The sequence below is a fragment of the Brachybacterium sp. AOP29-B2-41 genome (assembly GCF_052378395.1).
Classification (GTDB): domain Bacteria; phylum Actinomycetota; class Actinomycetes; order Actinomycetales; family Dermabacteraceae; genus Brachybacterium.
In genome coordinates this window covers 127539-154287 of the sequence record NZ_JBQSXR010000012.1, presented here as the reverse complement: position 1 = coordinate 154287, position 26749 = coordinate 127539, and the positions used below count along the sequence as shown (strand labels likewise).

22 protein-coding genes are annotated in these 26749 nt (G+C 67.7%); 14 read left to right on the top strand and 8 right to left on the bottom strand.

All coding sequences use genetic code 11. The annotated features are described in order from the left end of the window. The 4 genes from ACT3T9_RS12875 to ACT3T9_RS12860 form a co-directional block, all read left to right on the top strand. Positions 1–957: preprotein translocase subunit SecD (locus ACT3T9_RS12875; RefSeq protein WP_444606739.1), on the top strand; the 957-nt coding region annotated here is incomplete at its 5' end. Then, positions 954–2159, top strand: a complete 1206-nt coding sequence (gene secF, locus ACT3T9_RS12870) for a protein translocase subunit SecF (protein WP_441445657.1) — start codon at positions 954–956, stop codon at positions 2157–2159. The genes ACT3T9_RS12875 and secF, both read left to right, overlap by 4 nt. Then, positions 2156–2707 (top strand): adenine phosphoribosyltransferase, encoded by a 552-nt coding sequence (locus tag ACT3T9_RS12865; protein WP_441445658.1) that lies wholly within the window; start codon positions 2156–2158, stop codon positions 2705–2707. Before secF ends, ACT3T9_RS12865 begins: the two co-directional genes overlap by 4 nt. Before the next feature lie 127 nt (positions 2708–2834). Continuing rightward, complete coding sequence (locus ACT3T9_RS12860) at positions 2835–5249, top strand: RelA/SpoT family protein (protein WP_441445659.1); 2415 nt, start codon at positions 2835–2837, stop codon at positions 5247–5249. Here ACT3T9_RS12860 and ACT3T9_RS12855 read toward each other — a convergent pair. After that, a complete protein-coding gene (locus ACT3T9_RS12855; RefSeq protein WP_444606738.1) occupies positions 5180–5941 on the bottom strand; it encodes a hypothetical protein in 762 nt (253 codons plus the stop codon). The genes ACT3T9_RS12860 and ACT3T9_RS12855 overlap by 70 nt on opposite strands. Positions 5942–6076: 135 nt before the next feature. Beyond that, positions 6077–7882 (bottom strand): DUF349 domain-containing protein, encoded by a 1806-nt coding sequence (locus ACT3T9_RS12850; RefSeq protein WP_441445661.1) that lies wholly within the window; start codon positions 7880–7882, stop codon positions 6077–6079. Between the two features lie 237 nt (positions 7883–8119). Between ACT3T9_RS12850 and hisS the strand changes: the two genes are divergently transcribed. Together hisS and trxA are read left to right on the top strand one after the other, a co-directional pair. Further along, a complete protein-coding gene (hisS, locus tag ACT3T9_RS12845) occupies positions 8120–9487 on the top strand; it encodes a histidine--tRNA ligase (RefSeq protein ID WP_441445662.1) in 1368 nt (455 codons plus the stop codon). A gap of 71 nt (positions 9488–9558) precedes the next feature. Continuing rightward, positions 9559–9927 (top strand): thioredoxin, encoded by a 369-nt coding sequence (gene trxA / locus ACT3T9_RS12840; RefSeq protein ID WP_441445663.1) that lies wholly within the window; start codon positions 9559–9561, stop codon positions 9925–9927. Between the two features lie 159 nt (positions 9928–10086). On the opposite strand, the gene ACT3T9_RS12835 is transcribed toward trxA, so the two are convergent. Then, positions 10087–12084 (bottom strand): DEAD/DEAH box helicase, encoded by a 1998-nt coding sequence (locus ACT3T9_RS12835; RefSeq protein ID WP_444606737.1) that lies wholly within the window; start codon positions 12082–12084, stop codon positions 10087–10089. A gap of 336 nt (positions 12085–12420) precedes the next feature. Here ACT3T9_RS12835 and aspS point away from each other — a divergent pair, with 336 nt between their 5' ends. Continuing rightward, positions 12421–14226, top strand: a complete 1806-nt coding sequence (gene aspS, locus ACT3T9_RS12830) for an aspartate--tRNA ligase (protein WP_444606736.1) — start codon at positions 12421–12423, stop codon at positions 14224–14226. 169 nt (positions 14227–14395) lie between these two features. Here aspS and ACT3T9_RS12825 read toward each other — a convergent pair whose 3' ends face one another. Further along, entirely contained in the window at positions 14396–14989 is a 594-nt protein-coding gene (locus tag ACT3T9_RS12825; protein WP_444502505.1) for a DUF3043 domain-containing protein, read from the bottom strand. A 102-nt stretch (positions 14990–15091) separates the two neighbouring features. Here ACT3T9_RS12825 and ACT3T9_RS12820 point away from each other — a divergent pair, with 102 nt between their 5' ends. The 7 genes from ACT3T9_RS12820 (at position 15092) to ACT3T9_RS12790 (ending at position 21873) form a co-directional block, all read left to right on the top strand. Continuing rightward, positions 15092–16507 carry a dipeptidase gene (locus tag ACT3T9_RS12820; RefSeq protein ID WP_444606735.1) on the top strand — a complete coding sequence of 472 codons (1416 nt, stop codon included), beginning with the start codon at positions 15092–15094 and terminating at the stop codon, positions 16505–16507. Next, entirely contained in the window at positions 16504–16773 is a 270-nt protein-coding gene (locus ACT3T9_RS12815; RefSeq protein ID WP_444592404.1) for a hypothetical protein, read from the top strand. The genes ACT3T9_RS12820 and ACT3T9_RS12815 overlap by 4 nt, the downstream gene beginning before the upstream one ends. A 133-nt stretch (positions 16774–16906) precedes the next feature. After that, positions 16907–17266: an iron-sulfur cluster insertion protein ErpA gene (gene erpA, locus ACT3T9_RS12810; protein WP_441445669.1), complete on the top strand. Its 360-nt coding sequence runs from the start codon at positions 16907–16909 to the stop codon at positions 17264–17266. Positions 17267–17651: 385 nt separating this feature from the next. Further along, positions 17652–18608 carry an aa3-type cytochrome oxidase subunit II gene (ctaC, locus tag ACT3T9_RS12805; protein WP_444606734.1) on the top strand — a complete coding sequence of 319 codons (957 nt, stop codon included), beginning with the start codon at positions 17652–17654 and terminating at the stop codon, positions 18606–18608. Further along, complete coding sequence (gene ctaD, locus ACT3T9_RS12800; RefSeq protein ID WP_444606733.1) at positions 18605–20317, top strand: aa3-type cytochrome oxidase subunit I; 1713 nt, start codon at positions 18605–18607, stop codon at positions 20315–20317. Before ctaC ends, ctaD begins: the two co-directional genes overlap by 4 nt. 1 nt (position 20318) lies before the next feature. Then, on the top strand, positions 20319–20735 hold the full coding sequence (gene ctaF / locus ACT3T9_RS12795) for an aa3-type cytochrome oxidase subunit IV (RefSeq protein ID WP_444502503.1): 417 nt from the start codon (positions 20319–20321) through the stop codon (positions 20733–20735). Between the two features lie 862 nt (positions 20736–21597). Continuing rightward, positions 21598–21873 (top strand): hypothetical protein, encoded by a 276-nt coding sequence (locus ACT3T9_RS12790; protein ID WP_444606732.1) that lies wholly within the window; start codon positions 21598–21600, stop codon positions 21871–21873. Positions 21874–22131: 258 nt separating this feature from the next. Here the strand turns inward: ACT3T9_RS12790 and qcrB are convergent, their stop codons facing one another. From qcrB to ctaE, 4 genes are all read right to left on the bottom strand, one after another. Next, the gene (gene qcrB / locus ACT3T9_RS12785) at positions 22132–23811 is read right to left on the bottom strand and encodes a cytochrome bc1 complex cytochrome b subunit (RefSeq protein WP_444502673.1); all 1680 of its coding nucleotides are present in this window, start codon (positions 23809–23811) and stop codon (positions 22132–22134) included. A gap of 4 nt (positions 23812–23815) precedes the next feature. Further along, the gene (qcrA, locus tag ACT3T9_RS12780; RefSeq protein WP_441445412.1) at positions 23816–24880 is read right to left on the bottom strand and encodes a cytochrome bc1 complex Rieske iron-sulfur subunit; all 1065 of its coding nucleotides are present in this window, start codon (positions 24878–24880) and stop codon (positions 23816–23818) included. A gap of 8 nt (positions 24881–24888) precedes the next feature. Beyond that, complete coding sequence (qcrC, locus tag ACT3T9_RS12775; protein ID WP_442332231.1) at positions 24889–25689, bottom strand: cytochrome bc1 complex diheme cytochrome c subunit; 801 nt, start codon at positions 25687–25689, stop codon at positions 24889–24891. A gap of 94 nt (positions 25690–25783) precedes the next feature. Continuing rightward, positions 25784–26518, bottom strand: a complete 735-nt coding sequence (gene ctaE, locus ACT3T9_RS12770) for an aa3-type cytochrome oxidase subunit III (RefSeq protein ID WP_441445414.1) — start codon at positions 26516–26518, stop codon at positions 25784–25786. Between the last annotated feature and the right edge of the window lie 231 nt (positions 26519–26749).

Below are 26749 nucleotides of genomic sequence, written 5' to 3'. Positions count from 1 at the left end.
GAGGTCCAGGAGCCGTCTCCCGGTGGGGAGGCGTCCATCTCCGGCAACTTCTCGCAGGAAGAGGCCAGCCAGCTCTCCGACCAGCTGCGATTCGGTGCGCTCCCGCTCGAGTTCGAGGTCGCGTCCGAGCAGCAGATCTCCGCCACCCTCGGCGCCGATCAGCTGCAGATGGGACTGATCGCCGGTCTCATCGGCCTGGCGCTGGTGGTCCTGTACGCCTTCACCCAGTACCGCCTCCTGTCGATCGTCACCACCTCGAGCCTGCTGATCATGGGCCTGCTGACGTACGCCACGCTCACCGTCCTGTCCAACATCCCGGATATCGGCTACCGCCTTTCACTGGCTGGTGTGGTGGGGCTGATCGTCGCGATCGCCTTCACCGCGGACTCCTTCATCGTCTACTTCGAACGAGTTCGTGACGAGATCCGCGAGGGCCGCGGGATCGTCGCAGCGGTGGACCACGGCTGGGATCGCGCCAAGCGTACGATCCTCGCCTCCGACACCGTGAACCTGATCGCTGCCGTGGTGCTCTACGTGCTGTCCACCGGCGGGGTGCGGGGCTTCGCGTTCGTCCTGGGGCTGACCACCGTGCTCGACCTGCTGGTCGTCTTCCTGTTCACCCATCCCGTGCTGCAGGCGCTGGTGCGCACCCGGTTCTTCGGCAAGGGCCATCCCTGGAGCGGGCTGGATCCGGCGCGTCTGGACCGTGATGTACCTGCCTATGCCGGACGTGGCCGGGTACGGCTGACCGGGGAGCGAGCAGGCCGTGGCAGCGCTGCGGAGGAGGTGCGGGAGCCGATCGCTGTGCGCCGTGCCCGCCTGGAGAAGGAGGCCGCGGAGCAGGCTGCTCTCGCGGGAGGCGGGGAGAGTGACCCTGACGACCCCGGGCAGACGAGCCCCGACCCCGAGGACCGGTCCGTGACCGGCGAGGACGACACCGAGGAGCAGAGCCGATGAGCGCGACCTTCGCCCGTTTCGGCAACGACCTGCACGCAGGGCGTCGGATCATCCCGCTGGTGAGCCGCCGGAAGACCTGGTACCTGATCAGCGCGATCAGCATCGTGCTGCTCGCTGCGCTGGCAGGCCTGCGCGGACCGAACCTCGGCATCGAGTTCACCGGCGGCTCCGAGTTCCAGATCGCAGGAGTCTCGGACACCGAGCAGAGCTCCGCCCGCGATGTGGTGCGCGATCACCTGCCGGACCGCGAGCCGAAGATCACCGTGCTCGGGCAGGACACCGTGCGGGTGCAGACCGAGCAGCTCGATTCGACGGAGACTGCCGCCCTCGCGCAGGATCTCGCCGCCGCCTACGAGGTCTCGCCGGAGGCGATCTCCACCTCCTACATCGGTCCGGTGTGGAGCGGGGACGTCACCCAGAAGATGCTCCGGGGGGTCATCGTGTTCCTGGTGCTGGTCGCGGGAATGATGGCTGTGTACTTCCGCAACCTCAAGGCCTCTCTGGCAGCGATGGCTGCGCTGGTCCACGACATGCTGGTCACAGCGGGCGTGTACCTGGTGGTGGGCTTCGAGATCACCCCGGGCACCGTGATCGGCTTCCTCACCGTGATGGGCTATTCCCTCTACGACACGATCGTCGTCTTCGACAAGGTCCGTGAGAACACCGACGGCCTCACCCGCCAGCGGCGGACCACCTTCGCCGACCAGGTGCAGCTGGCTGCGAACCAGACCCTGGTGCGCTCGATCAACACCTCCGTGGTGGCTCTGCTGCCGATCGGCTCGATCCTCGCGATCGGCGCGTTCCTGCTCGGCGCCGGCACGCTCAAGGACATCTCGCTGGCACTGTTCATCGGCATCATCGTGGGCACCTACTCCTCCATCTTCCTGGCACCGGGATTCCTGGTGGAGCTGCGCAGCCGTGAGCCCGAGATCGCTGCGCACACCGATCAGGTGCTGCGCGAGCGCCGGGGCGAGAGCGTGGCGGCGCCCGCGGTGCGACACCCCACCACGTCCGTCACGGAGACGGTCGGAGCGGATGTCGAGGATCCCGGCACGATCGAGGGTCCCGGCACGGACGACGAGTCCGCCGAGGAGCGCGAAGAGCCCGAGACCGACGGTCAGCCGGCGATCGCTCGTGAGCGTCATCAGCCGCGCCGCTCGAACCGAAGCCAGCGCAGCACCCCGAAGGGAGGCCGCAGGTGAGCGGTTCCGTGCCCAGCGCAGCGCAGATCGAGACGCTGCTGCACACCCACATCGCCGAGTACCCGGACTTCCCGACGCCCGGAGTGCTGTTCCGCGACATCACCCCGCTGCTGCGAGATGCGGACGCGCTGCGTGCCGTGATCCGCTACTGGACGACCCTGATCCCCGAGGGCGTCGAGTACGTCATCGGGACCGAGGCTCGCGGGTTCGTGCTGGGTGCGCCGCTGGCCTATGAGATCGGAGCCGGCTTCATCCCGGCGCGCAAGGCGGGGAAGCTCCCGGGCGATCCGGTCGGGCTGACCTACGACCTCGAGTACGGGAGCGCCGAGATCCAGCTGCCCGAGAGCTCGCTGCCCGTCGGAGCCCGCACCCTCGTCGTCGACGATCTGCTGGCCACCGGTGGCACCGCGGCGGCGACCATCGAGCTTGCCCGACGGTTCGACGTCGAGATCCTCGGAGCCTCGTTCCTCATCGAGCTCGACGGCCTGGGCGGCCGTGACCAGCTGCCGGGCGTGCCGCTGTCCACCGTGTGGACCCTCAAGAACTGAACCTGCCAGGCCTCCCGCTCCACAGCGGAATCCACGGCGGGCTTCGCGGCGGTGCAGCGGTGGGCGGACACCGTCCGCGCATCGGTGACCCGCGCGTAGACTGATGAATCTCAGCCAGGAGGTGTGCATGTCGCAGCAGCCCGCATCCCAGCCGGCCAAGGCAGACGCTGCCGGGTCGGGCGACCAGGGCAACCAGCCGGTGGCGCAGCCCGCCCCCTCGCCTCGACCCTCTTCGCCGGTCCCTCGGCGCACCCGCTCCCGGCTGTCGTTCTTCGCGCCCCGCGCCGGCACCGGCGTGGATCCGCTGCTGGCGCCGCTGCTCGAGACGATGACCGCGGTGAGCCCGAAGGAGAACCTGGACGTCATCCGGCGGGCTTACACCGTCGCCGAGCGTGCGCACAGGGGACAGACCCGCAAGAGCGGCGACCCCTACATCACGCATCCGGTCTCGGTCGCGACGATCCTGGGGGAGCTCGGGTCTCCTGCCGAGGTGGTCGCGGCGGCGTTGCTCCATGACACCGTCGAGGACACCGACTATTCGCTGGAGCGGCTGCGCGCCGAATTCGGTGAGGTCATCGCCGTGATGGTCGATGGGGTCACCAAGCTCGACAAGGTCACCTACGGGGAGGCCGCGCAGGCCGAGACGGTGCGGAAGATGATCGTGGCGATGAGCCGCGACGTGCGGGTGCTGCTGATCAAGCTCGCCGACCGCCTCCACAACGCCCGGACCTGGAAGTATGTCCCCGCCGCCTCTGCCGAGCGCAAGGCGAAGGAGACCCTGGAGATCTATGCTCCGCTCGCGCACCGCCTGGGCCTGAACACCATGAAGTGGGAGCTCGAGGACCGCTCCTTCCAGGTGCTCTACCCCAAGGTGTACGAGGAGATCGTCTCCCTGGTCACCCAGCACGCGCCCGCCCGCGAGCAGTACCTCTCGACCGTCTCCTCGCAGATCAACGAGGACCTGCGCAAGGCGAAGATCAAGGCCGAGGTCACGGGGCGACCCAAGCACTACTACTCGATCTACCAGAAGATGATCGTCCGCGGTCGCGACTTCTCGGACATCTACGACCTGGTCGGGGTGCGCGTCCTGGTTGATTCGGTGAGGGATTGCTACGGGGTGCTGGGCACGCTGCACGCTCGCTGGTCCCCTGTGCAGGGCCGGTTCAAGGACTACATCGCACTGCCGAAGTTCAACCTGTACCAGTCGCTGCACACCACGGTGATCGGCCCCACCGGCAAACCGGTGGAGATCCAGATCCGCACCCGGGAGATGCACCGCCGTGCCGAGTACGGGGTGGCCGCGCACTGGAAGTACAAGGCGATGGCCGCCCAGCAGGGCGGGGCGGACGCAACGCCCATCGCCAACGACGCGGCCTGGCTGCGCCAGCTCATGGACTGGCAGAAGGAGACCACCGACTCCGGGGAGTTCCTGGACTCGCTCCGTTTCGAGATCAACACCCAGGAGGTGTACGTCTTCACCCCCAAGGGGGACGTGCTGGCCCTCCCACAGGGGGCGACGCCCGTCGACTTCGCCTACTCCGTGCACACGGAGGTGGGGCATCGGACGATCGGGGCGCGGGTCAACGGCCGCCTGGTGTCCCTCGAGTCGTCGTTGTCCACGGGCGACGTGGTCGAGGTGTTCACCTCGAAGTCGGACGACGCAGGCCCGAGCCGCGACTGGCTCGGCTTCGTGCAGTCGCCCCGTGCCCGCAGCAAGATCCGTCACTGGTTCTCGAAGGAGCGCCGAGAGGAGGCGCTCGAGAAGGGCAAGGAGGAGCTGGCCAAGGCGCTGCGCCGGCAGGATCTGCCGATGCGGCGTCTCCTGACCCACGAGACCCTCGCGACCGTCGCGGATGACCTCAACCTCGCGTCGGTGGATGCGCTGTACACCTCGATCGGCGAGGGCCATACCGGTCCGCAGCACGTGGTCGAGAAGCTGCGGGCCTCATTCGGCGGTTCCGAGGGCGCCGCAGAGGATCTCGCGGAGATCACGCTGCCCTCGCGGGTTCGGCCTCGTGGTGGTCGCGCGGAGCGGCATACCTCCGAGACGGATCAGGGCGTCATCGTCGACGGGCACTCGGATCTGTGGGTCAAGCTCGCGAAGTGCTGCGCTCCGGTTCCGGGGGACCCGATCGTGGGGTTCATCACCCGGGGCTCCGGGATCTCGGTCCATCACGAGAGCTGCGCGAATGCGATCCAGCTGCAGGAGCAGCAACCGGATCGGATCGTGCAGGTGGCGTGGTCGGGGAGGCACAGCACGGCCTATCTCGTGCACATCAAGGTCGAGGCGCTGGATCGTCCCCGCCTGCTCACGGATCTCGCACTGGTGATCTCAGAGCAGCAGGTGAATCTGCAGTCAGCCTCCGCCCACTCGAACACCGATCGCCTTGCCACCACGTTCTTCTCCTTCGAGCTCGCCGACCCCTCCCATCTGCAGTCGGTCCTCGCGCAGGTGCGGCGCATCGAAGGCGTCTACGACGTGTATCGGGTCACGGCCGACGGCAGACCGGTGGGTTCGAGCGCCCCGCTGCTCACCCGCTGATCTCCCAGCATCTGCTCGAGCCGCTCCCTGGCCGCCTGCACGCCGGGGTGGCGATGCATGCGGTGCAGGCGCTGGCGAATCTGGGGAACCTGAGCATGGCCCTTTGCGACCAGTCGCTGCAATGTCGGCTCTGCGATCCATGGGGGAGCGAACCTCAGCAGATCCATTGCAGTGCGCACCGGGATCGTGACCGGGGCCCCTCCGATCGTCTCGACCTCGTCCGGCTGCAACCGGGCGTGTCGCAGCACCACCCCAGCCTGATCGCCGCGATGGGCGGGGGAGAGCAGCTCCGCATAGGCCGGTGAAGGCCCGCCCAGCACCACCCAGGCCGCTGAAGGACCCGCGATGACGTGATGCGCCTGCAGCTGGGCGCCCAGAGCGCAGCCGAGGGCGAGCGCTCGTTGCACCGCGCTGCGCAGCAGATCGGGTGGGAGGAAGATGCCCGGCAGTATCCGGGTGAGATAGCCGTCGGCCACAAGGGCGTGGGTGGACGGGGTCTCGTCCCATCGCTGGAGGGCCGCACCGAGGGGGACTGCGAGCTCGGCCGCATGCCTTGACCAGGCTGCGCACAGGCCGATCGAGGTCAGCCCCGGCACCTCACGGACGGGACCGAGTCCCGGGGGCGGGGGCGTCTCCGGTGGACCGGTGGCGTTCTGCGGGACGGTGCGGCGGGAGGAGAGGAGCAGTTCCATGGACCGACTCTGGCAAGGAGGGGGACCGAAGGCAATCGCCCCGTCTGTCCTGTGGACAGACGGGGCGGTGGAGGAACGGTCGTTCCTCGCGGAGCCGGCGAGCTGAGGCGCCGAGGTGGTTGACAGTCGGCGGCGTCAGCCGAGGTCGCGTGCGGAGCGCTCGATCACTGCGAGCCATTCCTTGCGAGCCTCGAGAGCTGACTCCGCCTCAGCGATCTTCGACGGGTCACCGCCGGCGACGGCCTTGTCGAGCGCATCCTGGTACGACGCGATCGCGGAGTGCAGCTGCGAGGAGGCGCCCTCCACACGTGCTTTGGTCCGAGGATCGGTGCGACGCCATTCGTCCTGCTCGGCGTTCTTCACCGCGCGCTCCACGGCGTGCAGGCGGTCATCGATGCGCCGCATGTCCCCGCGGGGCACCTTGCCTGCTTCCTCCCACCGATCCTGGACCGAGCGCAGCGCCTTCTTGGCACCCTCGAGGTCCTTGGTGGGGTCGATGACCTCAGCCTCGGTCAGCAGGGACTCCTTCACCTCGAGGTTCTTGCGCTGCTCTTCTTCGGTCTCATGGAGATCTGCGTTGCGCGCCGAGAAGAAGGTGTCCTGGGCGGCCTTGAAGCGCTTCCACTGGGCGTCGTCCTTCTTCCGCCCGCCGCGCGGCGCCGCGCGCCACTCGGCCATCAGATCCTTGTATGCACGGACGGTCGTGCCCCAGTCCGTGGACTCCTGCATCGCCTCGGCCCGCGCGATGAGGCCCTCCTTGACCTTGGCGGCCTCGGAGTGCTTCTCATCGAGCTGCGAGAAGAACTGCTTGCGCATCCGGTCGAAGGTGGCGCGCGCCGCGGAGAGCCGCTTCCACAGCGCCTCCTCCGTGGGGCGGTCCAGGGGGACTCCCTCGGACTGCATCTGCTTCCAGGTGGGCACCATCTGGCGCATCGTGTCGCCGGCGTTCTTCCAGGAGAGCTGCTCGGGATCAGTGGCGACCAGCGCTTCGATGGACTCGACGAATTCGCTGCGCTGACGGGCGGCGGCCTCGCGGCCCTCCGTACGCTGGGCTTCGAGCGCCCTGATCTTCTCCTTAGCCTGCTCCCGCAGCTCGCCGGCGCGGGCTCGCAGCGCCGGGATGTCCCCGACGACCTGCGGCTCCTTGAGGTTCTTCCGCAGATTCTCCAGGAGGCGATTCAGTTCGTTCTGGGTGTGCTCGGGAGCGTTCAGCGTGGACTGCGTGAGGTCGAGGAACGCCACCAGATCGAGGTAGCCCCGGGCGTAGGGCTCGAGAGCCGCCTCAGGATCGGTTCCCGTGGCGGTCCCGATGGTGCGCACCTGGGTCCCGTCCTGGACCGTGATGGTCCCGTCTTCGCCGACCGTGCCGAAGGCTGCGGCCGCGGCGATCTGCTCAGGGGCGTACTCGGTGACCGGCGGCGCGACCGGCAGCAGCGCGGCGCTGGGCTTCTTCGCCGCGATCGCCGCGGGGGAGGGGACCATGGGCTTCGGCCGTGGCCCGCGCGCCCCGGGCACCGGCGGCTTCGGCGCCGGAGTCGGAGCAGCGGACGCGGGGGCCGGATCCCCGACGGGCTCCGCCGCCTGTTCCGTGTCGGAGTCGGCGCCAGCGCCAGCGTCGGAATCGGAGTCGGCGCCAGCCTCGGCGTCGGTGGGACCGTCGGCCTCGGGAATCTGCCCCGTCTCGGGACCGGCGGCGTCGGCGGTGTCGTCCACCACGTCCTCCGCAGCGGGCGCCTCAGGGGCAGCTGCGGCCGGATCGCTCTCGGTGCTGGTCTCTGCTGCGGGAGCCGCAGGCTCTGCAGGGCTGACAGATGCGCCGGCGTCGGTGGTCTCCGCCGCGGGATCGGGGGCGGTCGGGGAGATCGAGGGCTGATCAGCGGCCGGTTCGGCGGGCTGAGCGGCGGGGTTCGACGCGGGGACGGGAGTCTCGGACTCGCTCACGATTGAGCTCCTTCGAAGGGATCCGCTGCGGGGCGGGACACTGCCGCCATGGTCGGCGGCCGGGCTGGCACATGGACTGCCCCGATGAGGGGAGAACCACGTCACGGAACTCTACCGTGGCCGGTGGATCTGGATGGACCGGTCCTGCCCTCCGATACATCGATCGCCGACAACGGGAGGGGACAAGGGGATAATGGGACCCGGCACTCGGCCCAACCCCAGAAGGATGTGCACCGCATGGCGAAGATCGCCGCCCTGTCAGGATTCCCGGAGTGGCTCCCCGCGGAGCGCCTCGTCGAGCAGCACGTGATCGACGTGTTCCGCGAAGTGGCCGAGCTGCACGGCTTCTCCGGCATCGAGACGCGGGCCGTCGAACCGCTGGACCAGCTGCTGCGCAAGGGGGAGATCGACAAGGAGGTGTACGTCCTGCGGCGCCTCCACGCTGAAGAGGAGGGCGCAGATCCGGGTCGCGAGGATCGCTCGCGCACCCTGGGGCTGCACTTCGATCTCACCGTGCCGCTGGCCCGGTACGTGCTCGAGCACCAGAACGACCTCGCCTTCCCGCTGCGCCGCTTCCAGATCCAGAAGGTGTGGCGCGGCGAACGCCCCCAGGACGGCCGTTTCCGCGAGTTCTACCAGGCGGATCTCGATGTCATCGGGCAGGACACCCTCCCCGGGCACATCGAGGCCGAGGTCGCCACGGTGATGGCCGAGATCCTCGACCGGCTCCCGCTGCCCACGTTCACGATCCATGCCAACACCCGTCGGCTCTCCGAGGGCTTCTTCCGCTCGATCGGGTTCGAGGACCAGTCCGCGGTGCTGCGGAGCCTCGACAAGCTTCCGAAGATCGGTGCGGAGGCGGTGCGGAATCTGCTGCTCGCCGAGACCGGTGCAACTCCGGAGCAGGCGCAGGCCTGCCTCGACTTCGCCGCGATCCGCACCCGCGACGGCTCCTTCGCTCAGCAGGTGCGCGATCTCGGTGGCAGTGGCGAGATGCTCGAGCAGGGCATCGCCGAGCTCACCGCGGTCCTCGAGCGGGTCGAGGCGGCGGTGCCCGGCGTGATCATGGCGGACCTCTCCATCGCCCGCGGGCTGGACTACTACACGGGCACCGTCTTCGAGACGTTCTTGGCCGGGCATGAGTCGCTCGGCTCGATCTGCTCCGGCGGTCGCTACGACTCGCTGGCCGCGGACAACCGCCACACCTATCCCGGAGTAGGGCTCTCGATCGGGCTGTCCCGGCTGGTCTCCCGGCTCCTCTCCGCGGACCTCGCCACGCCCTCCCGCGCGGTGCCCACATGCGTCTTGGTCTCCGTCGCCGACGAGGAGCACCGAGCGCTCAGCGACGCCGCCGCCCGTTCTCTGCGCAGCCGCGGGATCGCCTGCGAGGTGGCGCCCGCAGCGGCGAAGTTCGGCAAGCAGATCCGCTACGCCGATCGCCGCGGTATCCCGTTCATCTGGTTCCCGGGCACCGACGGGGCCGCAGATGAGGTCAAGGACATCCGCAGCGGGGAGCAGTCGGTCGCCGATGCGGCTGCCTGGGAGCCGCCGACGGAGGACCGGAACGTGCGCATCCTGGCGGGCACGGGGATGCCCAGCACCTGAGCCGCCCGGTGATCTGAGTCACGCCGCGGCGCAGAGGGAATGATCCTCGGTGCCGCGGCGTTCCAGGGGACATGGCTACGCTCACTCTGACCACCGAGAACCACGACAAGACCGTCGAGGACGGCATCGTCCTGATCGACTTCTGGGCAGGCTGGTGCGTGCCGTGCCAGCGCTTCGCCCCGATCTTCGAGGAGTCCTCCGACACCCACGAGGACGTCACCTTCGCCAAGGTCGACACCGAGGACCAGCAGGAGCTGGCGATGCGCTACGGCGTGACGTCGATCCCGACCCTGGTCGCCTACCGCGAGGGCATCCCGGTGTTCTCCCAGGCCGGCGCCCTGCCGCAGTCCGCCCTCGAGGATCTCATCGGCCAGGTGAAGAACCTGGACATGGATGAGGTGCGCAAGGCGTACACCGAGGCGCAGGAGAAGCAGGACTGAGAATCCCACTCCGCGCAGTGTGACCACACAGTTCCACGCTGTGTGACCACGCAATGTGACTGTGCTGCGTGACCGCGTTGTATGACCACGAAGAACGACCCCGCCACCGATCTCGGTGGCGGGGTCGTTCTCTTTCAGCGGGTCCGCTGAGAGGGGCGCTCAGCCCTCAGAGCGACGGAACGGGCGGCGCTTGGAGTCGAAGCGACCACCGCGGTCCTCACGGCCATCACGGCGCGGACGATCATCCCGGCGGAACGGGCGATCGCCGTCCCGGCGCGGTCCGCTGCTGCCGCGGGGGCCATGATCCGGCCCGATGCGCAGCTCACGCCCGCCGACCTTGGCGCGGGAGATCCGCTCCATCTGCTCCGAGGAGAGAGAGCCGCGGATCTGGACCAGGGCGAAGTTCGGGAAGATCTGGATCTTGCCGATGTCCTTCCCGGTCAGACCACCCTCACCGGTGATCGCACCCACGATGCCCGGCGGCCGTGCGCCGTGGGTGTGTCCCACCCCGACCTTGTACGAGGTGTAGCCGCGCTCAGTCTGCAGCGGCTCGCGGGACTCGCGGGAGCCGCGATCGCCGGAGCGGTCATCGCCCGAGAGCTTCGAGGGAGTGAACTCCTCTTCCTCGGATGCGGAGCCGGGGCCTTCATCGCCGACGGTCATCGCGCCGAGCACCGCGGCCAGCTCGAGCGGGTCCATGCCCTGTTCGGTGAGGAACTCGCCGATCAGCTCGCGGTACAGCTCCAGCCGACCGCGCTCGATGCGCTCGGGGACCTGCTTCAGCAGAGAGGCCAGGCGGTGCTTGGAGACGTCGCGCGGCGACGGGATCACAGCTTCCGCGAGGGTCTGCTTGGTGGCCCGCTCGATGTTCTTCAGCTGGCGCCGCTCGTGGGGGCCGATGAAGGTCAGCGCCTCGCCGGTGCGGCCGGCGCGGCCGGTGCGCCCGATGCGGTGCACATAGGACTCGGCTTCCTTGGGCACGTCGAAGTTGACGACCAGACCGATGCGCTCGACATCCAGGCCGCGGGCGGCGACATCGGTCGCGACCAGCACCTGCAGTGAACCGTCGCGCAGCCGCTCGACGATCTTCTCGCGCTCCTTCTGGGGCACATCACCGCTGATCGAGGCCGCGATCAGTCCGCGGGCCACCAGGGCCGAGCCCACCTCTTCCGCGGCGGCGCGGGTGCGCACGAAGACGATCGCCGCCTCCGCCTCGGAGGTCGCGAGCACCCGGGCCAGAGCGCCGGTGCGGTGCCGGAAGGGCACCACGGCGTAGGACTGGGTGACGCTCTTGACCGTCGAGGACTGCGGGGACACGCTCACGCGCACCGGGTCCTTCATATGGGTCTGGGCCACGCGCTGGATGGCGGAGGGCATGGTCGCCGAGAACAGCGCGACCTGGCGGCTGGCGGGGGAGTGGGAGAGGATCTCCTCGACGTCTTCCGCGAAGCCCATCCGCAGCATCTCGTCGGCCTCATCGAGCACCGCGAAGCGGATGGTGTCCAGGCGCAGGTTGGTGCGACGCATGTGGTCCATCACGCGGCCGGGGGTGCCGACGACGACCTGCGCACCGCGGGCGAGTGCACGCTCCTGCGGGCCGTAGGGGGAGCCGCCGTAGAGCGCGACCACGTCGAGGCCTCCGATCGAGGTGGCGAAGGACGCGATGGCGTCGGCCACCTGCATCGCCAGCTCGCGGGTCGGGGCGAGCACGAGGGCCTGCACCTGACGGAGGTTCGGGTCGATCGCGGCCAGCAGCGGCAGGCCGAAGGCGGCGGTCTTGCCGGTTCCGGTCTGGGCGACGCCGATCACATCGCGACCCTCCAGCAGTGGCGGGATCGCCTGGGACTGGATGGCCGACGGGGTGGTGAAGCCGAGCTCGTCGACGGCGCGGCGCAGCGGTGCCGGCAGGGCGATGTCATCGAAGGTGGGGCCGGCGGGGACCTCAGCCTCGGCGGCGGCGGGGGCCTCAGCAGCGGAGGTCTCGCCTTCAGCAACGGGGGCCTCAGAAACGGGGGCCTCAGCAACGGGGGCTTCGGTTTCGGGGGCGGCGGCCTCGGTGGCCGGCGCGGTGGCCTCGGCAGCAGGCGCGGCGGCTGCGGCCTCTTCGACGGTGGCGTCGACGTTCTCGGGCGCAGCAGCAGGGGAGGTTTCAGTCATGGTGTCCTTCGACAGTCAGGGGGTGAACAAGCCCTAACGTGTCGCAGGGCGTGATTGCCCATTCATTGGGCGTGGGCGCCCTACATCTCGCGCTACGAGGATCATGCGGTGGCATGATGCGGCTCAGGCGAACTTGGGCGAAAACAGACTTGCGATCTCGCAGGTCGGACCATCGTCGAGTCTACGGGCGTGATGGCCGGTGCGACAGTGCTGCGGTGGCGAGATCCCTCACGCTGCGCGGTAGGCTGAGCAGTCCACGCGATCTGCGTGATGGCCGCCGCGTGCTTCCGAGCATGACGGTGCCGTGACCTGTTGACCCCTTCAGAAGGACACCTCGTGCTGCGCACCCATACCGCCGGTGAGCTCCGCCAGGAGCACATCGGACAGACCGTCACCCTCACCGGCTGGATCGGCCGTCGCCGTGACCACGGCGGTGTGACGTTCCTCGATCTGCGCGACGCCGGCGGCGTCACCCAGGTGGTGGTGCGTGAGGACGAAGCGATGCACCTGCGCAATGAATACGTCCTGAAGGTCGTGGGCACGGTGGGCAAGCGGCCCGAGGGCAATGAGAACCCGCTGCTGCCCACCGGCGAGATCGAAGTCACTGCGGAGAGCGTCGAGGTGCTCAGCGCCTCTGCCCCGCTGCCCTTCCAGCTCGACGAGCACAGTGAGGTGGGCGAGGAGGCGCGGCTGCGCTACCGCTATCTCGACCTTCGGCGCCAGGGACCGGCCAAGGCGCTGCGCCTGCGCTCGGACGTCAATCGTGCCGCTCGCGACACCCTTCTGGACCAGGGCTTTCTCGAGGTCGAGACCCCGACTCTGACCCGTTCCACCCCGGAGGGCGCTCGCGACTTCCTGGTGCCTGCGCGGCTCGCCCCGGGCTCCTGGTACGCGTTGCCGCAGTCTCCGCAGCTGTTCAAGCAGCTGCTCATGGTCGGCGGTGTCGAGAAGTACTTCCAGCTCGCGCGCTGCTACCGCGATGAGGACTTCCGCGCCGACCGCCAGCCCGAGTTCACGCAGCTGGACGTCGAGATGAGCTTCGTGGATCAGGAGGACGTGATCGCCTTGGCCGAGGAGATCCTCACCGCAGTCTGGGCCAAGGGCGGCCATCAGGTCACGACGCCGTTCCCGCGGATCACCTACGCCGAGTCGATGCGGCGCTACGGCTCGGACAAGCCGGATCTGCGCTTCGACCTCGAGCTGGTCGAGATGACCGAGTACTTCCAGGACACGCCGTTCCGGGTGTTCCAGTCCCCGTACGTCGGCGCGGTCGTCATGGCTGGCGGGGCGTCCCAGCCTCGCCGCCAGCTCGACGCCTGGCAGGAATGGGCCAAGCAGCGCGGCGCCAAGGGTCTCGCGTACGTCCTGGTCCAAGAGGACGGCTCCCTCACCGGGCCGGTCTCCAAGAACATCTCCGAGGCGGAGAAGGCCGGGCTGCTCGACGCCACCGGGGCCACCCCCGGTGACTGCATCTTCTTCGCGGCTGGCGAGGCCAAGTCCTCGCGCGCACTGCTCGGCGCCGCTCGCGCCGAGATCGCCGAGCGTCTGGGCCTGATCGATCACGACGCCTTCGCGTTCGTCTGGGTGGTCGACGCCCCGATGTTCGAGCCCGCGGCCGATGCGCGCGCCGCCGGCGATGTCGCGGTGGGAGAGGGCTCGTGGACCGCGGTCCACCACGCCTTCACCTCCCCGAAGCCGGAGTTCATGGACTCCTTCGACACCGACCCGGGGTCTGCACTGGCCTACGCCTACGACATCGTGTGCAACGGCAACGAGATCGGTGGCGGGTCGATCCGCATCCACGACCAGTCCGTGCAGCAGCGCGTGTTCAAGGTCATGGGCATCGGTGAGGAGGACGCGCAGGAGAAGTTCGGCTTCCTGCTGGACGCCTTCCAGTTCGGCGCCCCGCCGCACGGCGGCATCGCCTTCGGCTGGGACCGCATCGTCGCCCTGCTGGCGAAGGAGGACTCGATCCGCGAGGTCATCGCTTTCCCCAAGACCGGCAACGGCTACGACCCGCTGACCGCGGCTCCCGCGGCGATCACTCCGCAGCAGCGCAAGGAGGCCGGCGTCGACGCCAAGCCCGCCGTGCGCGAGGAGAAGGCGAAGACCCAGGCGGCCCCCGAGGCCACCGACGCCTGAGCAGGCAGACGCACGACAGAACGGCCGACGCGAGAGATCGCGTCGGCCGTTCTGCCGGGTGGCCGTTCCGTCGTGCAGTCGTTCTCCCGTGCGGTCGAGAGGCTGTCCCGCGGTGCGGTGCCTCTGCGGCGCGGTCCGGGGGCGGCTCAGATGCCGCGTGGAGTCCGGCTCAGCGCGGCTGCTCACCATGCTTGATCTGCGGGCGGGGGAGACGGAACCGGCGGATCTGGATCGCGCGCATGATCCCGTAGCCCACCAGGCCCTGCTGCACCTCGCCGAAGCGCTCGGTGAGATCGCGTCGCAGCCGCTTCCGCAGGAACAGCGAGTCGACCACGCACAGGGCGATACCACCCCAGAGCACCACGATCATGCCGGTGCTCAGCAGCGTCGTGAGATCGGGGCGGATCAGTGGCAGCACGAGAGCCACGAGCATGAAGATCAGGGCGATCGGGAAGAAGAGCTCGGCGATGTTGCGTCGCGTGTCGACCACATCGCGCACGAAACTGCGCTGCGGCCCCCGATGCTGGAGCGGCATCTTCTTCTCATCGCCGGTCATCAGCGCCTGCTGCGCCTCCATGCGCTCCTGGCTGGCCTTCTCCCGATCACGACGGCGGGCCTCCTTGCGGTCGTCGACCACCAGCGGCCTGCGACGAGCGGCCTCGGCCTCCTTGCGGCTGCGGGTGGGTCGCCCTTTGGAGCCGGGACGCGCGTTCAGCGGTGCGGGCTCAGGGTTCGGGGGAGTCTCAGACTTGCGGAAGATCACCAGGGCAGTCTAGGCGACGTCTCCTGGGATCCGTCCCGGCGTGAGCAGTCACATCGCGCCGTCACTTCGGCACGGGGGAGCCCCGGCGGTACGGTGACGTCCATGAGCACTCCTGACCATTCCCTCCGGCACTCTGCCGCCCCCGGAGACCCCGACGAGATCGCAGCGCTGCGCGCACGTCTCGAACCGCTGCTCCCGGCCGCGATCGATGATCTGAAGGACCTCGTCCGCATCCCCTCGATCGCCTTCGACGGCTATGACCGCGACCCGGTGCAGCGAAGCGCCCAGGCAGTCGCCGAGCTGCTGCGCGGCGCCGGCCTGGCCGAAGTGAGCATCGAGTCGGTCGATGGTGGAAGCCCCGCGGTGATCGGCCGCACGCCTGCCGCCGCTGGCCGGCCCACCGTTCTGCTCTATGCCCACCACGATGTCCAGCCCACTGGCGACCTCTCGGATTGGACCAGCCCGCCCTTCGAGCCGGCCGAGCGCGATGGTCGGCTGTACGGCCGCGGCGCCGCCGACGACAAGGCTGGTGTGATGGCTCACGTCACCGCGCTCCGCCTGGTCGGCGAGGAGCTCGCCGCCGAGGGCGTCGGGGTGACGGTCTTCATCGAAGGCGAGGAGGAGGCGGGCTCACCGACCTTCCGTCCCTTCATCGAGACCTACCGGGATCGTCTCGCCGCCGATCTCATCATCGTCGCGGATTCCGCGAATTGGGCCGTGGGCACTCCTGCCCTGACCACCAGCCTGCGGGGAGTGGTCGATCTCGTGGTCGAGGTGCGTGCGCTGGACCATGCCGTCCACTCGGGCCTCTTCGGTGGTCCGGTGCTGGACGCCCTCACCCAGCTCTCCCGGCTGCTTGCCACCCTGCACGATGCGAACGGCGAGGTCGCCGTCGAAGGGCTGATCCGTGCAGCGGACCCGACGGTCGAGATGGACGAGGCCGACTATCGCCGGGACGCGGGTGTGGTCGACGGGCTCGAGCTCTCGGGCACCGGCTCGCTCACCTCGCGCCTGTGGACCAGGCCCGCGCTGTCCGTGATCGGGATCGACGCGCCGAGCGTGCGAGATGCCTCGAACACTCTGGTGCCGGTCTCTCGGGCCAAGGTCTCGCTGCGCATCCCGCCGGGCGAGGACCCAGATGCGGCGATGGAGGCACTGGTCACGCATCTGGAGAGGCACACGCCCGCCACCGCACAGGTCACAGTGCACCGCGGCGAACGGGGCAAGCCGTACAGCGCGCGCCAGGAGTCCGCGGCCATGGACCTCGCCCGCGACGCCTTCGCCCGTGCCTGGGACACGCCGGCCGTGGATACCGGGCTGGGGGGATCCATCCCCTTCATCGCCGACCTTCTCGAGGTGTTCCCTGAAGCAGAGGTGCTGGTCACCGGAGTCGAGGACCCCGAGTCCAGAGCTCACGGAGTCGATGAATCCCTCCACCTCGGCGAGTTCGCACGAGTGTGCCTCGCCGAAGCGCTGCTGCTGCGCAGCGCCGGCTCCCTCGACGGGCGGACCAAGTGAACACCTCTGGCCAGCCCTCCGGCGGTGGGAGCCCCACCGTCTCGCCCCTGATGATCCCGCTCCTCTTCCTCGGGATCATCATCGGCTTCATCGCCGGCTACTTCTTCGTGTGGTGGGGGCTCATCGCGGTCATCGCCGTGCTCGTCGCAGCGGCGTCGATGGTGCTGACCGGGCGCAGCCGGGACGGGGCCACCGGCGCGGTCGCGGGCGTGGTGCTGGGATACGCGGGAGTGATCCTGCTCGCGCTCTTCCGCGGGGTGCTGTGAATCAGCGGCGAGCTCGATGCACGCCCGTCCCGGGCACCGGGGCCGAGGGTGTGGCGGATCGCCGGGACCTCCACCCCCCGTTCGGCAGCGCCGAGGCGTATCCTGGCTGGACACGAGCTTCGAGGAGGAACGCATGACCACGCCCACCACTGAGCGCCCGACTGCGGCGCACGACGTCACCCTCACCTCCGGCGCTGCGCAGAAGGTGACCACGCTGCTGGAGCAGGAAGGTCGAGACGACCTCCGCCTGCGGATCGCAGTCCAGCCCGGCGGCTGCTCCGGACTGATCTACCAGCTCTACTTCGATGAGCGCCTGATGGACAACGACCAGGTCGTCGAGTTCGACGGCGTCGAGGTCATCATCGACAAGATGAGCAGCCCCTATCTCTCCGGTGCGGTGATCGACTTCGCCGACACCATCGAGAAGCAGGGCTTCACGATCGACAACCCCAACGCAGGCAGCTCCTGCGCATGCGGCGACTCCTTCAGCTGAGTCCCCTGCGGAGCGGTCCTGCCCAGAGGCGGGGTCCGTTGCGGACGAGACGGGCCCGGCCCGGTGACGATCAGGTCACCGGACCGGGCCTGTTTTCATGTGACCGCAGCAACCTGCAGATCACGGACCGGTCACGGAGCCCAGGGCAGGGCGCTCTGCGGCGAGTCGAGGTGGCCTCACCACCTCCGGAAAGCCGTATGATGACGGGGTGCCGTCAAGTGGCGGGCCCCAGGGGCCTGTCACGGCCTTCTCCTCGTGGAGAGGGCGCGGCACTGTGGGTATGTCCCGCCCACATAAGTACCAGCTCCGCACCACGGGGCCGGGGAGAGCCAGCGTGCTCGCCCCGGAGTCGCGGGTGGAGACGACGAGCGGAAGGTCATCCTCTGTGATCCCCCAGGTCCCTCAGCGCGCGCGGCGTGGACGCCGTGCAGCAGCAGCAGGCCTCGCCCTGGCCACTCTGGTCCTCGCGGGCTGCACCCAGGCGCAGCAGCGCGGGTTCTTGCCCGGTCGGGCAGATGGTCAGGAGGTCACCAGCCAGACCGAGCGCATCACGAACCTCTGGGTCGGTTCCTGGACTGTGCTGGTCCTCGTCGGCCTCATGATCTGGGGCCTGACGATCTGGTGCGCAGTCGCCTACCGCCGTCGCAAGAATGACACCGGCTTCCCGGTGCAGCTGCGCTATCACGTGCCGCTCGAGCTGATGTTCACGCTCGTGCCTGTGGTGATGGTGCTGACGTTCTTCTACTTCACGCAGCGCGATGCCCGCGAGATCGAGATGCATGTCGCGGAGCCGGACTACACCGTCAACGTGGTGGCCAAGCAGTGGAGCTGGGACATCAACTACGTGGACCAGAACGTCCACGAGCCAGCGGGCATCCAGTCCTTCGCCACCGGCGAGGTGGACGCCGAAGGGAATGATGCGGCCGCCGATGCGCTGCCCACGCTGTACCTGCCCGTCGGTCAGTCTGTCGAGTTCCGACTCGACTCGCGCGACGTCGTCCATTCGTTCTGGGTCGTGGACTTCCTGTACAAGAAGGACATGATGCCGGGGCACACCAACAGCTTCCAGGTCACCCCGACCACTGAGGGCGTCTACGCCGGCAAGTGCGCCGAGCTCTGCGGCGAGTACCACTCGGACATGCTGTTCAACGTGGTCGTCGTCTCCCAGGAGGAATTCGATGCACACATGGAGGAGCTGCGCCAGCAGGGCAACGAGGGTCAGCTGGGTGTCGACCTGAACCGCAACCAGGAGGAGTGGAGCATGCGCGAGAAGCATGATGACGCCGGTCCTCGCTACACCGAGGAGACCGCCTCCACCGGGACCGAGGGAGAGAACGAGTGAGCACCGAGACCACCGCCGCACCGAGCACGTCGGTGGCCGGCCGGTTCCAGGAGGAGCGGCCGACGAATCTCGGCACGCAGTTCTTCAAGCTCCTGACGACGACCGATCACAAGCTGATCGGCATGATGTACATGGGCATGGCCTTCGCGTTCTTCGGCTTCGCCGGGCTGCTCGCGCTGGGCATCCGCACCGAGCTCTGGGAGCCCGGCCTGCAGGTCGTGGTGTCCAAGGACCAGTACAACCAGCTGTTCACCATGCACGGCACGATCATGCTGCTGATGTTCGGCACCCCGCTGTTCAACGGCTTCGCCAACTACCTGGTGCCGCTGCAGATCGGCGCCGTCGACATGGCGTTCCCGCGGCTGAACATGTTCGCCTTCTGGATCACCGGCTTCGGCTCGTTGATCGTCGTCTCCGGCTTCCTCACCCCGCAGGGCGCCGCCTCCTTCGGCTGGTTCGCCTACGCGCCGCTGTCGGACACCACGTTCTCTCCGGGCTTGGGGGGTGATCTCTGGGTCTTCGGCCTTGCCTTGCAGGGATTCGGCACGATTCTGGGCTCGGTAAACTTCATCACCACGATCCTGTGCATGCGCATGCCGGGCATGACCATGTTCCGCATGCCGATCTTCACCTGGAACACGCTCATCACTGCGGTGCTGGTGCTGATGGCGTTCCCGCCGCTGGCCTCCGCACTGCTGGCGCTTGGCGCTGATCGCCGTTTCGACGCGAACATCTTCGACCCGGCCAATGGCGGACCGGTGCTCTGGCAGCACCTGTTCTGGTTCTTCGGCCACCCCGAGGTGTACGTCCTCGCGCTGCCCTTCTTCGGCATCGCCTCGGAGATCATCCCCGTCTTCTCGCGCAAGCCGATCTTCGGCTACAAGACCCTGGTGGGTGCGACGATCTCCATCGCCGCCCTCTCTGTGACCGTGTGGGCGCACCACATGTACACCACCGGTGCCGTGATGCTCGACTTCTTCGCGTTCATGACAATGCTGATCGCCGTGCCGACGGGCGTGAAGTTCTTCAACTGGGTCGGCACGATGTGGCGAGGGTCCTTGACCTTCGAGACACCGATGCTGTTCACCCTCGGCTTCCTGACCACCTTCATCTTCGGTGGTCTGACCGGCGTGATCCTGTCCTCGCCGGTGCTGGACTTCCACATCTCCGACACCTACTTCGTGGTCGCGCACTTCCACTACGTGATGGCCGGCACCGTGGTCTTCGAGATGTTCGCGGGCTTCTACTTCTGGTGGCCGAAGATGTTCGGTTACAAGCTCAGCGAAGGGATCGGCAAGCTGCACTTCTGGCTGCTGACCATCGGATTCCACATGACGTTCCTCATCCAGCACTGGCTGGGTGTCGACGGCGCCCCTCGTCGCTACGTGAACTACCTCCACGAGGACGGCTTCGACTGGATGAACCAGATCTCCACGGTCGGCGCCTTCATCATGGGAGTCTCCACCCTGCCCTTCCTGCTCAACGTGGTGCTGACCCACGTCAAGGGCAAGAAGGTCGAGGTCGACGACCCGTGGGGCTACGGCGCTTCGCTCGAGTGGGCGACGTCCTGCCCGCCGCCGCGTCATAACTTCCATTCCCTGCCCCGGATCCGCTCCGAGCGTCCCGCGTTCGATCTCCATCACCCGGAGGTCGCGCTGCAGGACCACATGCTCGCTGAGGAGCCCGCCGCGAACCCGAGGACGAACTGACATGAGAGCAACGGCAAAGATCTTCTGGATCCTGGCGGTCTTCTTCCTGATCGTCGCGATCGCGTACGGCATCCTCACCGGGCTGTACGAACCTCTCGGCATCGAGCCCGTCGGATTCCCCGCGCTGCTCGGTCTGACGGGGCTCTCGGTCATGATCGCCATGGCGACCTCACTGGCGGCCAAGAACAGCGACCTCGGCGCGTCCGATGAGCTGGACGGTGAGGTCTCCGACGATTCTGGCGTGCAGGGAAGCTTCTCCCCGTACAGCTGGGCACCCCTATGGGCTTCCCTCGGCGCTGCGCTCTGCTTCCTGGGCGTTGCCGCCGGCTGGTGGATCTTCGCCTTCGGCGTCATCTTCTCCATCTACGGGATCCTGCTGTGGGTCATGGAGTTCTCGGTGGGACAGCACGCGCACTGATCAAGAGCTCCACCTCCCTGCGAAGGGACAGAGCTGCAGAGGGCCTCGCATCGTGTCGACGATGCGAGGCCCTCTACTCGTCGTCTCTGCCCTATGCTCCTCGCCCCTGTGCCGCTGGCGCCGCGCAGTCCACCGCCGGGGCCGTTCCCTCTGCATATGCTGGGCGAGCTGTGGATTCCTCAGGGGCCAGCCTCGTAGGAATGGGGCCACGTCTGACTCCCGCAGCGCGGTGAGAGAGGCTCTTGGCAGCGGACTCCTCCCGCAACCCACTAGAACCAAGCCAGAGTTGTGGAGCTGGACGCCGGTTCAGCCGGGTGCGAGCGCGAAACGCGCGATCGCCAAGGGGGAGCGGTGGATTTAGTTCAGCGCCCTGCGCGCTGCGGTGAGCGGCCTGCTCCCCGCGATGCGTGGTGCTGCGCTCTAGTGGTCTCGGCCCGCGCAGGGCGGTTGTGACTGGCTCTGAAGCATGTCTGCCGGCGGTGTCACCCGGTGAGCGCAACTGGGGAGCTTCCATGAGCGCCTTAGCCCCGATGTCGCCCTATGAGGTACTGCAGCGTTACGAGTGCGTTCGCTCCTGTACAGACTATTAACTCGATTATCCGACGGGCGTGGGATGGATCGCTGCCGGCGGTGCACGGTGGCTCTGGTGGCTCTGGTGGCTCTGGTGGCTCTGGTGGCGTTACGGGGCCGCGTACGGCGGCTTCGCCGCCCAGGCGGCGCACCGCCTTATGCAGGGCGGTATGAGCGCTTTCAAGTCCAGACGATCAGGCGATCTGGCCGTGTAGCGTGTGAGCCCACCGGGGTGCCCCGGTGTCTGGGCGCCTGGAGTACCGGCGCCCGAGAGCGAGCCAGGGGAGTGAACATGATCGGCGGAGTGGCAGATCCGGTGGGCCGGGCACAGGAGGAGCTGTGCCGCCTCTTTCCCGGGAAGGACGGTCTCGAGGACGCTGTTGTCTGGGCGAGGGATGTGCTCGCCGATGCAGGACTGGATCCAGCCGTCGCCCCCTTGCGCTGTGTGCGCCGGCTACGTCGTACGAACCGCAGTCTGGGCCTGCTGGCAGCCCGCTATCTCACCGATGCGGTGGCGGGGAGGCGGCAGGATCGCGCCTCCCGACCCCTGAATCCGCACCTGGAGTGAGTTCCTCGTAAACGACGGCTGTCTCGTCGCTCCGCGCCCCGGAGCCATTCTCGGCTCCCGGGGTAGCGTCGTCCGGTCCTCAGAAGGTGGGGAGCGCTGGGGAGCCAAGGCAGATGAGGAGGGAGAGCCGCTGGGGAGCGAGAGCAGATGATGAGGCCGCACGCTAGCTCAACCCATCACGTCCACCCATGAGGAAGGGCCCCGAGGAAATGATCCTCGGGGCCCTTCGCTATCGAACTCGCTGATGCCGCGAGCGGCTCAGTGCTGAGTCTTCTCGGCGGGGGTGCGGTAGTCCCCACCGGTGAGCTCATCGATGATGTGCTTCTCGTGGCCCGCGTGCTCGAGAGCCTCGCGGAGCTCAGAGGGCGTGACCGGCGAGATCCGGTCACTGAAGAAGAAGCTCGTGGCCTTCGCCCGCAGTGAGGAGACGCCCTTGCCGGCCTTGAGCGGTCGGTAGTCGTCGTGCTGCACCAGCACCCAGCGGTCGTAATCGGTGAGCGGCTTGTGGATCTCGATCATGTTGCCGGTCTCCGTGCGCACGATCCGGGAAGTCTCCTCGCCATGCAGCGCCAGGTCGCGCTTCTGACGCTGGATCGACAGGCACAGTCTCTTCGTGATGTAGAAGGACAGCACCGGCACCACGAAGAACGAGATGCGCAGAGCCCAGGTCAGGTCGTTGATCGACAGCTGGAGCGCGATCGCGATGAGGTCGTTGGTCGCGGCCAGGGCGAGGATCAGGTAGGTCATAATCCAGGCGACACCGATTCCGGTGCGGACCGGGGTGTTGTACGGCAGATCGTTGAGGTGGTGCTCGCGATCGTCGCCGGTCACCCACGCTTCGATGAACGGGTACAGGGCAAGCACGCCCAGCAGGGCCCCGTAGATGACCATCGGGATCAGGATGTTCCAGGAGAGCACGTAGCCGAAGATCGTCGACTCCCAGCCCGGGATGAGGCGCAATCCGCCGTCGGTCCAGAGCATGTACCAGTCAGGCTGCGAACCTGCCGAGACCGGCGAGGGATCGTACGGTCCGTAGTTCCACACACCGTTGATGGAGGTGGTCGCCGAGATGAACGTGATGACGCCGAAGACCAGGAAGAAGAATCCGCCTGCCTTCGCCGCGTAGACCGGGAACACGGGGAAGCCGACGACATTGCGCTCGGTGCGACCAGGCCCGGGGTACTGGGTGTGCTTGTGCAGCACCAGCAGCACCAGGTGGATCGCGATCAATCCAAGAATCATCGCGGGCACCAGCAGGATATGAATGGTGAACAGCCGCGGGATGACGGAAGTGCCCGGGAATTCGCCACCGAAGAGCAGCATCGACAGATACGTACCCACGACCGGGATGGCCTTCATCAGGCCGTCGATCACTCGCAGGCCGTTGCCGGAGAGCACGTCGTCGGGGAGGGAGTAGCCGGAGAAGCCCGCGACCATCCCGAGCACCATCAGCGAGAAGCCGACGAGCCAGTTCAGCTCACGCGGCTTGCGGAATGCGCCGGTGAAGAACACCCGGAACATGTGCACGAAGATCGCGACCATGAACACGAGCGCGGACCAGTGGTGCATCTGCCGGAACAGCAGACCGCCGGTGACCTCGAAGGAGATCTCGAGGGTGGATTCGAAGGCCCGGGACATCATGGCGCCCTGCAGCGCCTCGTACGGTCCGTTGTAGATGACCTCCTCCATGGAGGGGTCGAAGAACATCGTCAGGAACGTTCCCGAGATCAGCAGGATGACGAAGCTGTAGAGCGCCACCTCGCCGAACATGAACGACCAGTGGTCGGGGAAGATCTTGCGGGCCATGAACTTGACGAGGCCACCGCCGGCGACGCGCTGGTCGAGCCAGTCGCCGCCTACCGCGCCGAGCTTGTACACGCGCGAGGAGTTCTCTGCGTCGGAAGTCTGCTTCCGGGTACTGGGAGTCGTGGTCGTCACTAGATCACTTTTCCTTGTGGATGTTCCAGAAGCTGGGCCCGATCGGTTCGGTGAAGTCACCGGGGGCGACCAGGTAGCCCTCGTCGTCCACCTCGATCGGCAGCTGGGGAAGCGGACGGTGTGCCGGGCCGAAGATCACCTTTGCGCCGTCGGTGACGTCGAAGGTGGACTGGTGGCAGGGGCACAGCATGTGGTGGGTCTGCTGCTCGTAGAGAGCGACGGGGCAGCCCACATGGGTGCAGATCTTCGAGAACGCAAGGATGCCCTCGACGCCCATCGCCATGCTCTCCGGGTTCTTGCTGAGCGCTGGGTCGATGCGGACGAGCACAGCAGCAGCCTTCGCGCGCTCCTCCAGGAAGTGATCGGTCTCGTGGGTCAGGCCCTCGGGCATGACGTGGAAGATCGAGTTCATCGCGACGTCCGAGAGCTTGATCGGCGTGCCGTCGTGGTCTCGGGCCAGACGCTGTCCGCTGTTCTGACCCCAGAAGGTGTGGTGGAGCCTGCCGCCCGGCAGGGGGCCCAGGGTGGACAGCGGTGCGAGCACGGCGATCGGCAGCGCGGCCAGTGCGGCCACCATGGCGGTGACGATCACCGGGCGGCGTGCGACGCCGGACTCGGCGAGGCCGTCGGTGATGATGCCGGCGGCGATCTCGCGAGTCTCGTCGGAGCTGCGGATGTCGTGCCGCTCCTCGACCATCTCCTCGTCGGGCATGAGGGTCTTGGCCCAGTGCACGGCGGCTGCACCGATGAAGAACACCGCGATCGCGAAGCCCAGGCCGGTGGTGAGGTTCGACCACCAGAGTGCCTTCGGGGTGCCGTCCTCAGCGAAGAGGTTGATCCCCGTCGGGGTCACCAGGAAGTACGCCGCGATGAAGAGGACGGTGCCCACGACGCTGAGCACGAACATGCCAGCAACGAGTCGCTCGGCGCGCTTCTCCGCAGCTTTCGAGAGATCCGCCTGGCGGTGGACGTGAGGGGGCAGGCCCGGGTTCGGGAAGCCGCCACCCTCCTTGGGTGCGATGGCGCTGACGCCACGGGCAGGGGAGCTGCCGTCGAGATTGTTGTTCATGCTCGCATTCACTTGGCCTTCGCCCCCAGCCACACAGCGCAGCCCAGGAGCAGGGACAGGACAATGGTCCACACGTACAGACCCTCGGTCACCGGACCGAGCGAGCCCAGGGAGATACCGCCGGGGGAGCCGTTCTCTTCGAGGGTCTCGAGGTACGTGATGACGTCACGCTTGTCCGAGGGGGAGAGGTTGTTGTCGTTGAAGACCGGCATGTTCTGCGGGCCGGTCTCCATGGCTCCGTAGATGTGCCTGGGCTCCACGCCGGTCACCGGCGGGGCGTACTTGCCGCGGGTCAACGCACCACCGGCACCGGCGGCGTTGTGGCACATGGCGCAGTTGATGCGGAAGATCTCGCCACCCTTGGTGGCGTCGCCCTTGCTGGTGTCGAGCCATTCGTCGGCCGGGATCGCAGGACCGGGGCCCAGCGAAGCGACGTAGGCGGCCAGCTGGCTGGTCTGCTCGTCGTTCATCTGCGGGGGCTTGCGGGCGGCCTGCGCACCCGAGTGCTGCATCGGCATACGGCCGGTGCCCACCTGGAAGTCGACCGCGGCGGCGCCCACACCGATCAGCGACGGGCCGAGGGTGCTGCCCTCGGAGTCGATGAGGCCCTCTGCGTTGCGGCCGTGGCAGGTGGCGCAGTTGGCGAGGAAGAGCGCCTCGCCGGCGTCGATGTCGTCCTGCGTGTAGGCCTCGGCCTGGGCCGTCTGCGGCTGCAGGGCCGCGTACAGCCCGCCGGTCGCGACGAGCGCGAGCAGCAGGATCACGAGTAGCGCCATCGGGTGATGACGACGTGCGGCGAGAGCCTTCACGGTTCGGACCTCGATTCGTGGAGGGGACGGACTGAGCGGGGAGTACCAGGCGAGGAGGACGCCACGAGCGAAGGAGCTCGGGCGTCGCCGGGGATCAGAAGACCCTCCAGTTGAAGTCGACCGGGATGACGTGACCGGAGTTCCCGAGCGAGAGGATCGGATCGAGCATGTAGACGATGAAGAACAGCACGATCCACACCACGTCGACGAAGTGCCAGTAGTACGAGATGCAGATGGCCGAGACCTGCTCGTGCGCGGTGAAGTTCTCCGAGGCGTAGGCCCGCATGAGAACCATCAGGAAGGCGATGAGCCCGCCGATCACGTGGATGCCGTGGAATCCGGTGGAGAGGTAGAACACGGAGCTGAACGGCGAGGACGACATCGTCACGCCGTGGTGGACGAGCTCGGTGTACTCGTAGGCCTGGCCGGAGACGAAGATCGCACCGAGGATGAAGGTGAGCGTGTACCACTCGATCATTCCCCAGCCGGCGATGTTGAAGAGTGAGCCCTCACGGCGCTTGCGCGGGGTGAAGGTGGTTCCGTTCGGCCACCGGCCCTCAGCGATGTAGACACCGATCTGGCATGTCACCGAGCTGAAGACCAGGATCGAGGTGTTCAGCAGCGCGAAGCCGTGCGTGAAGTTCGACTGGCCGTCGGTGAAGGTATCCGGCGCCATGGATCGCAGCGTGAAGAACATGGCGAACAGGCCGCCGAAGAACATCAGCTCGCTGGCGAGCCAGACGAGGGTGCCGATCTGCGTCGGGTTCGGGCGGCCGACCGCTGGGGCGGCAGCGGGGGCGGAGCGCACAGGCAGGGTCGCAGTAGTCACGTCACCATTATGTCGTGTGGTCAGAATCGGTGTGCCAGTACACGACGAGCGGGCACAACGCGGGGCCTGCGCCCCGGGCGGACCGTGCCAGCATATCCCTCCTGACGCCGTGTCACGAACCGGGACACGCGACCGATCCGCGCAGGTGGACCGGCATGTGCGGGGACGTGACCGTTCTGTGATCCGCACCGTGATCAGGTCGACGATCAGGCTCGTGATGATGACATCATC

Coding starts and splice junctions, on each gene's coding strand:
- ACT3T9_RS12820 (WP_444606735.1), top strand. CDS start 15,092: ATGAGCACTCCTGACCATTCCCTCCGGCACTCTGCCGCCCCCGGAGAC.
- hisS (WP_441445662.1), top strand. CDS start 8,120: ATGGCGAAGATCGCCGCCCTGTCAGGATTCCCGGAGTGGCTCCCCGCG.
- ACT3T9_RS12860 (WP_441445659.1), top strand. CDS start 2,835: ATGTCGCAGCAGCCCGCATCCCAGCCGGCCAAGGCAGACGCTGCCGGG.
- qcrA (WP_441445412.1), bottom strand. CDS start 24,880: ATGAACAACAATCTCGACGGCAGCTCCCCTGCCCGTGGCGTCAGCGCC.
- ACT3T9_RS12855 (WP_444606738.1), bottom strand. CDS start 5,941: ATGGAACTGCTCCTCTCCTCCCGCCGCACCGTCCCGCAGAACGCCACC.
- trxA (WP_441445663.1), top strand. CDS start 9,559: ATGGCTACGCTCACTCTGACCACCGAGAACCACGACAAGACCGTCGAG.
- ctaF (WP_444502503.1), top strand. CDS start 20,319: ATGAGAGCAACGGCAAAGATCTTCTGGATCCTGGCGGTCTTCTTCCTG.
- ACT3T9_RS12790 (WP_444606732.1), top strand. CDS start 21,598: ATGATCGGCGGAGTGGCAGATCCGGTGGGCCGGGCACAGGAGGAGCTG.
- secF (WP_441445657.1), top strand. CDS start 954: ATGAGCGCGACCTTCGCCCGTTTCGGCAACGACCTGCACGCAGGGCGT.
- ACT3T9_RS12835 (WP_444606737.1), bottom strand. CDS start 12,084: ATGACTGAAACCTCCCCTGCTGCTGCGCCCGAGAACGTCGACGCCACC.
- erpA (WP_441445669.1), top strand. CDS start 16,907: ATGACCACGCCCACCACTGAGCGCCCGACTGCGGCGCACGACGTCACC.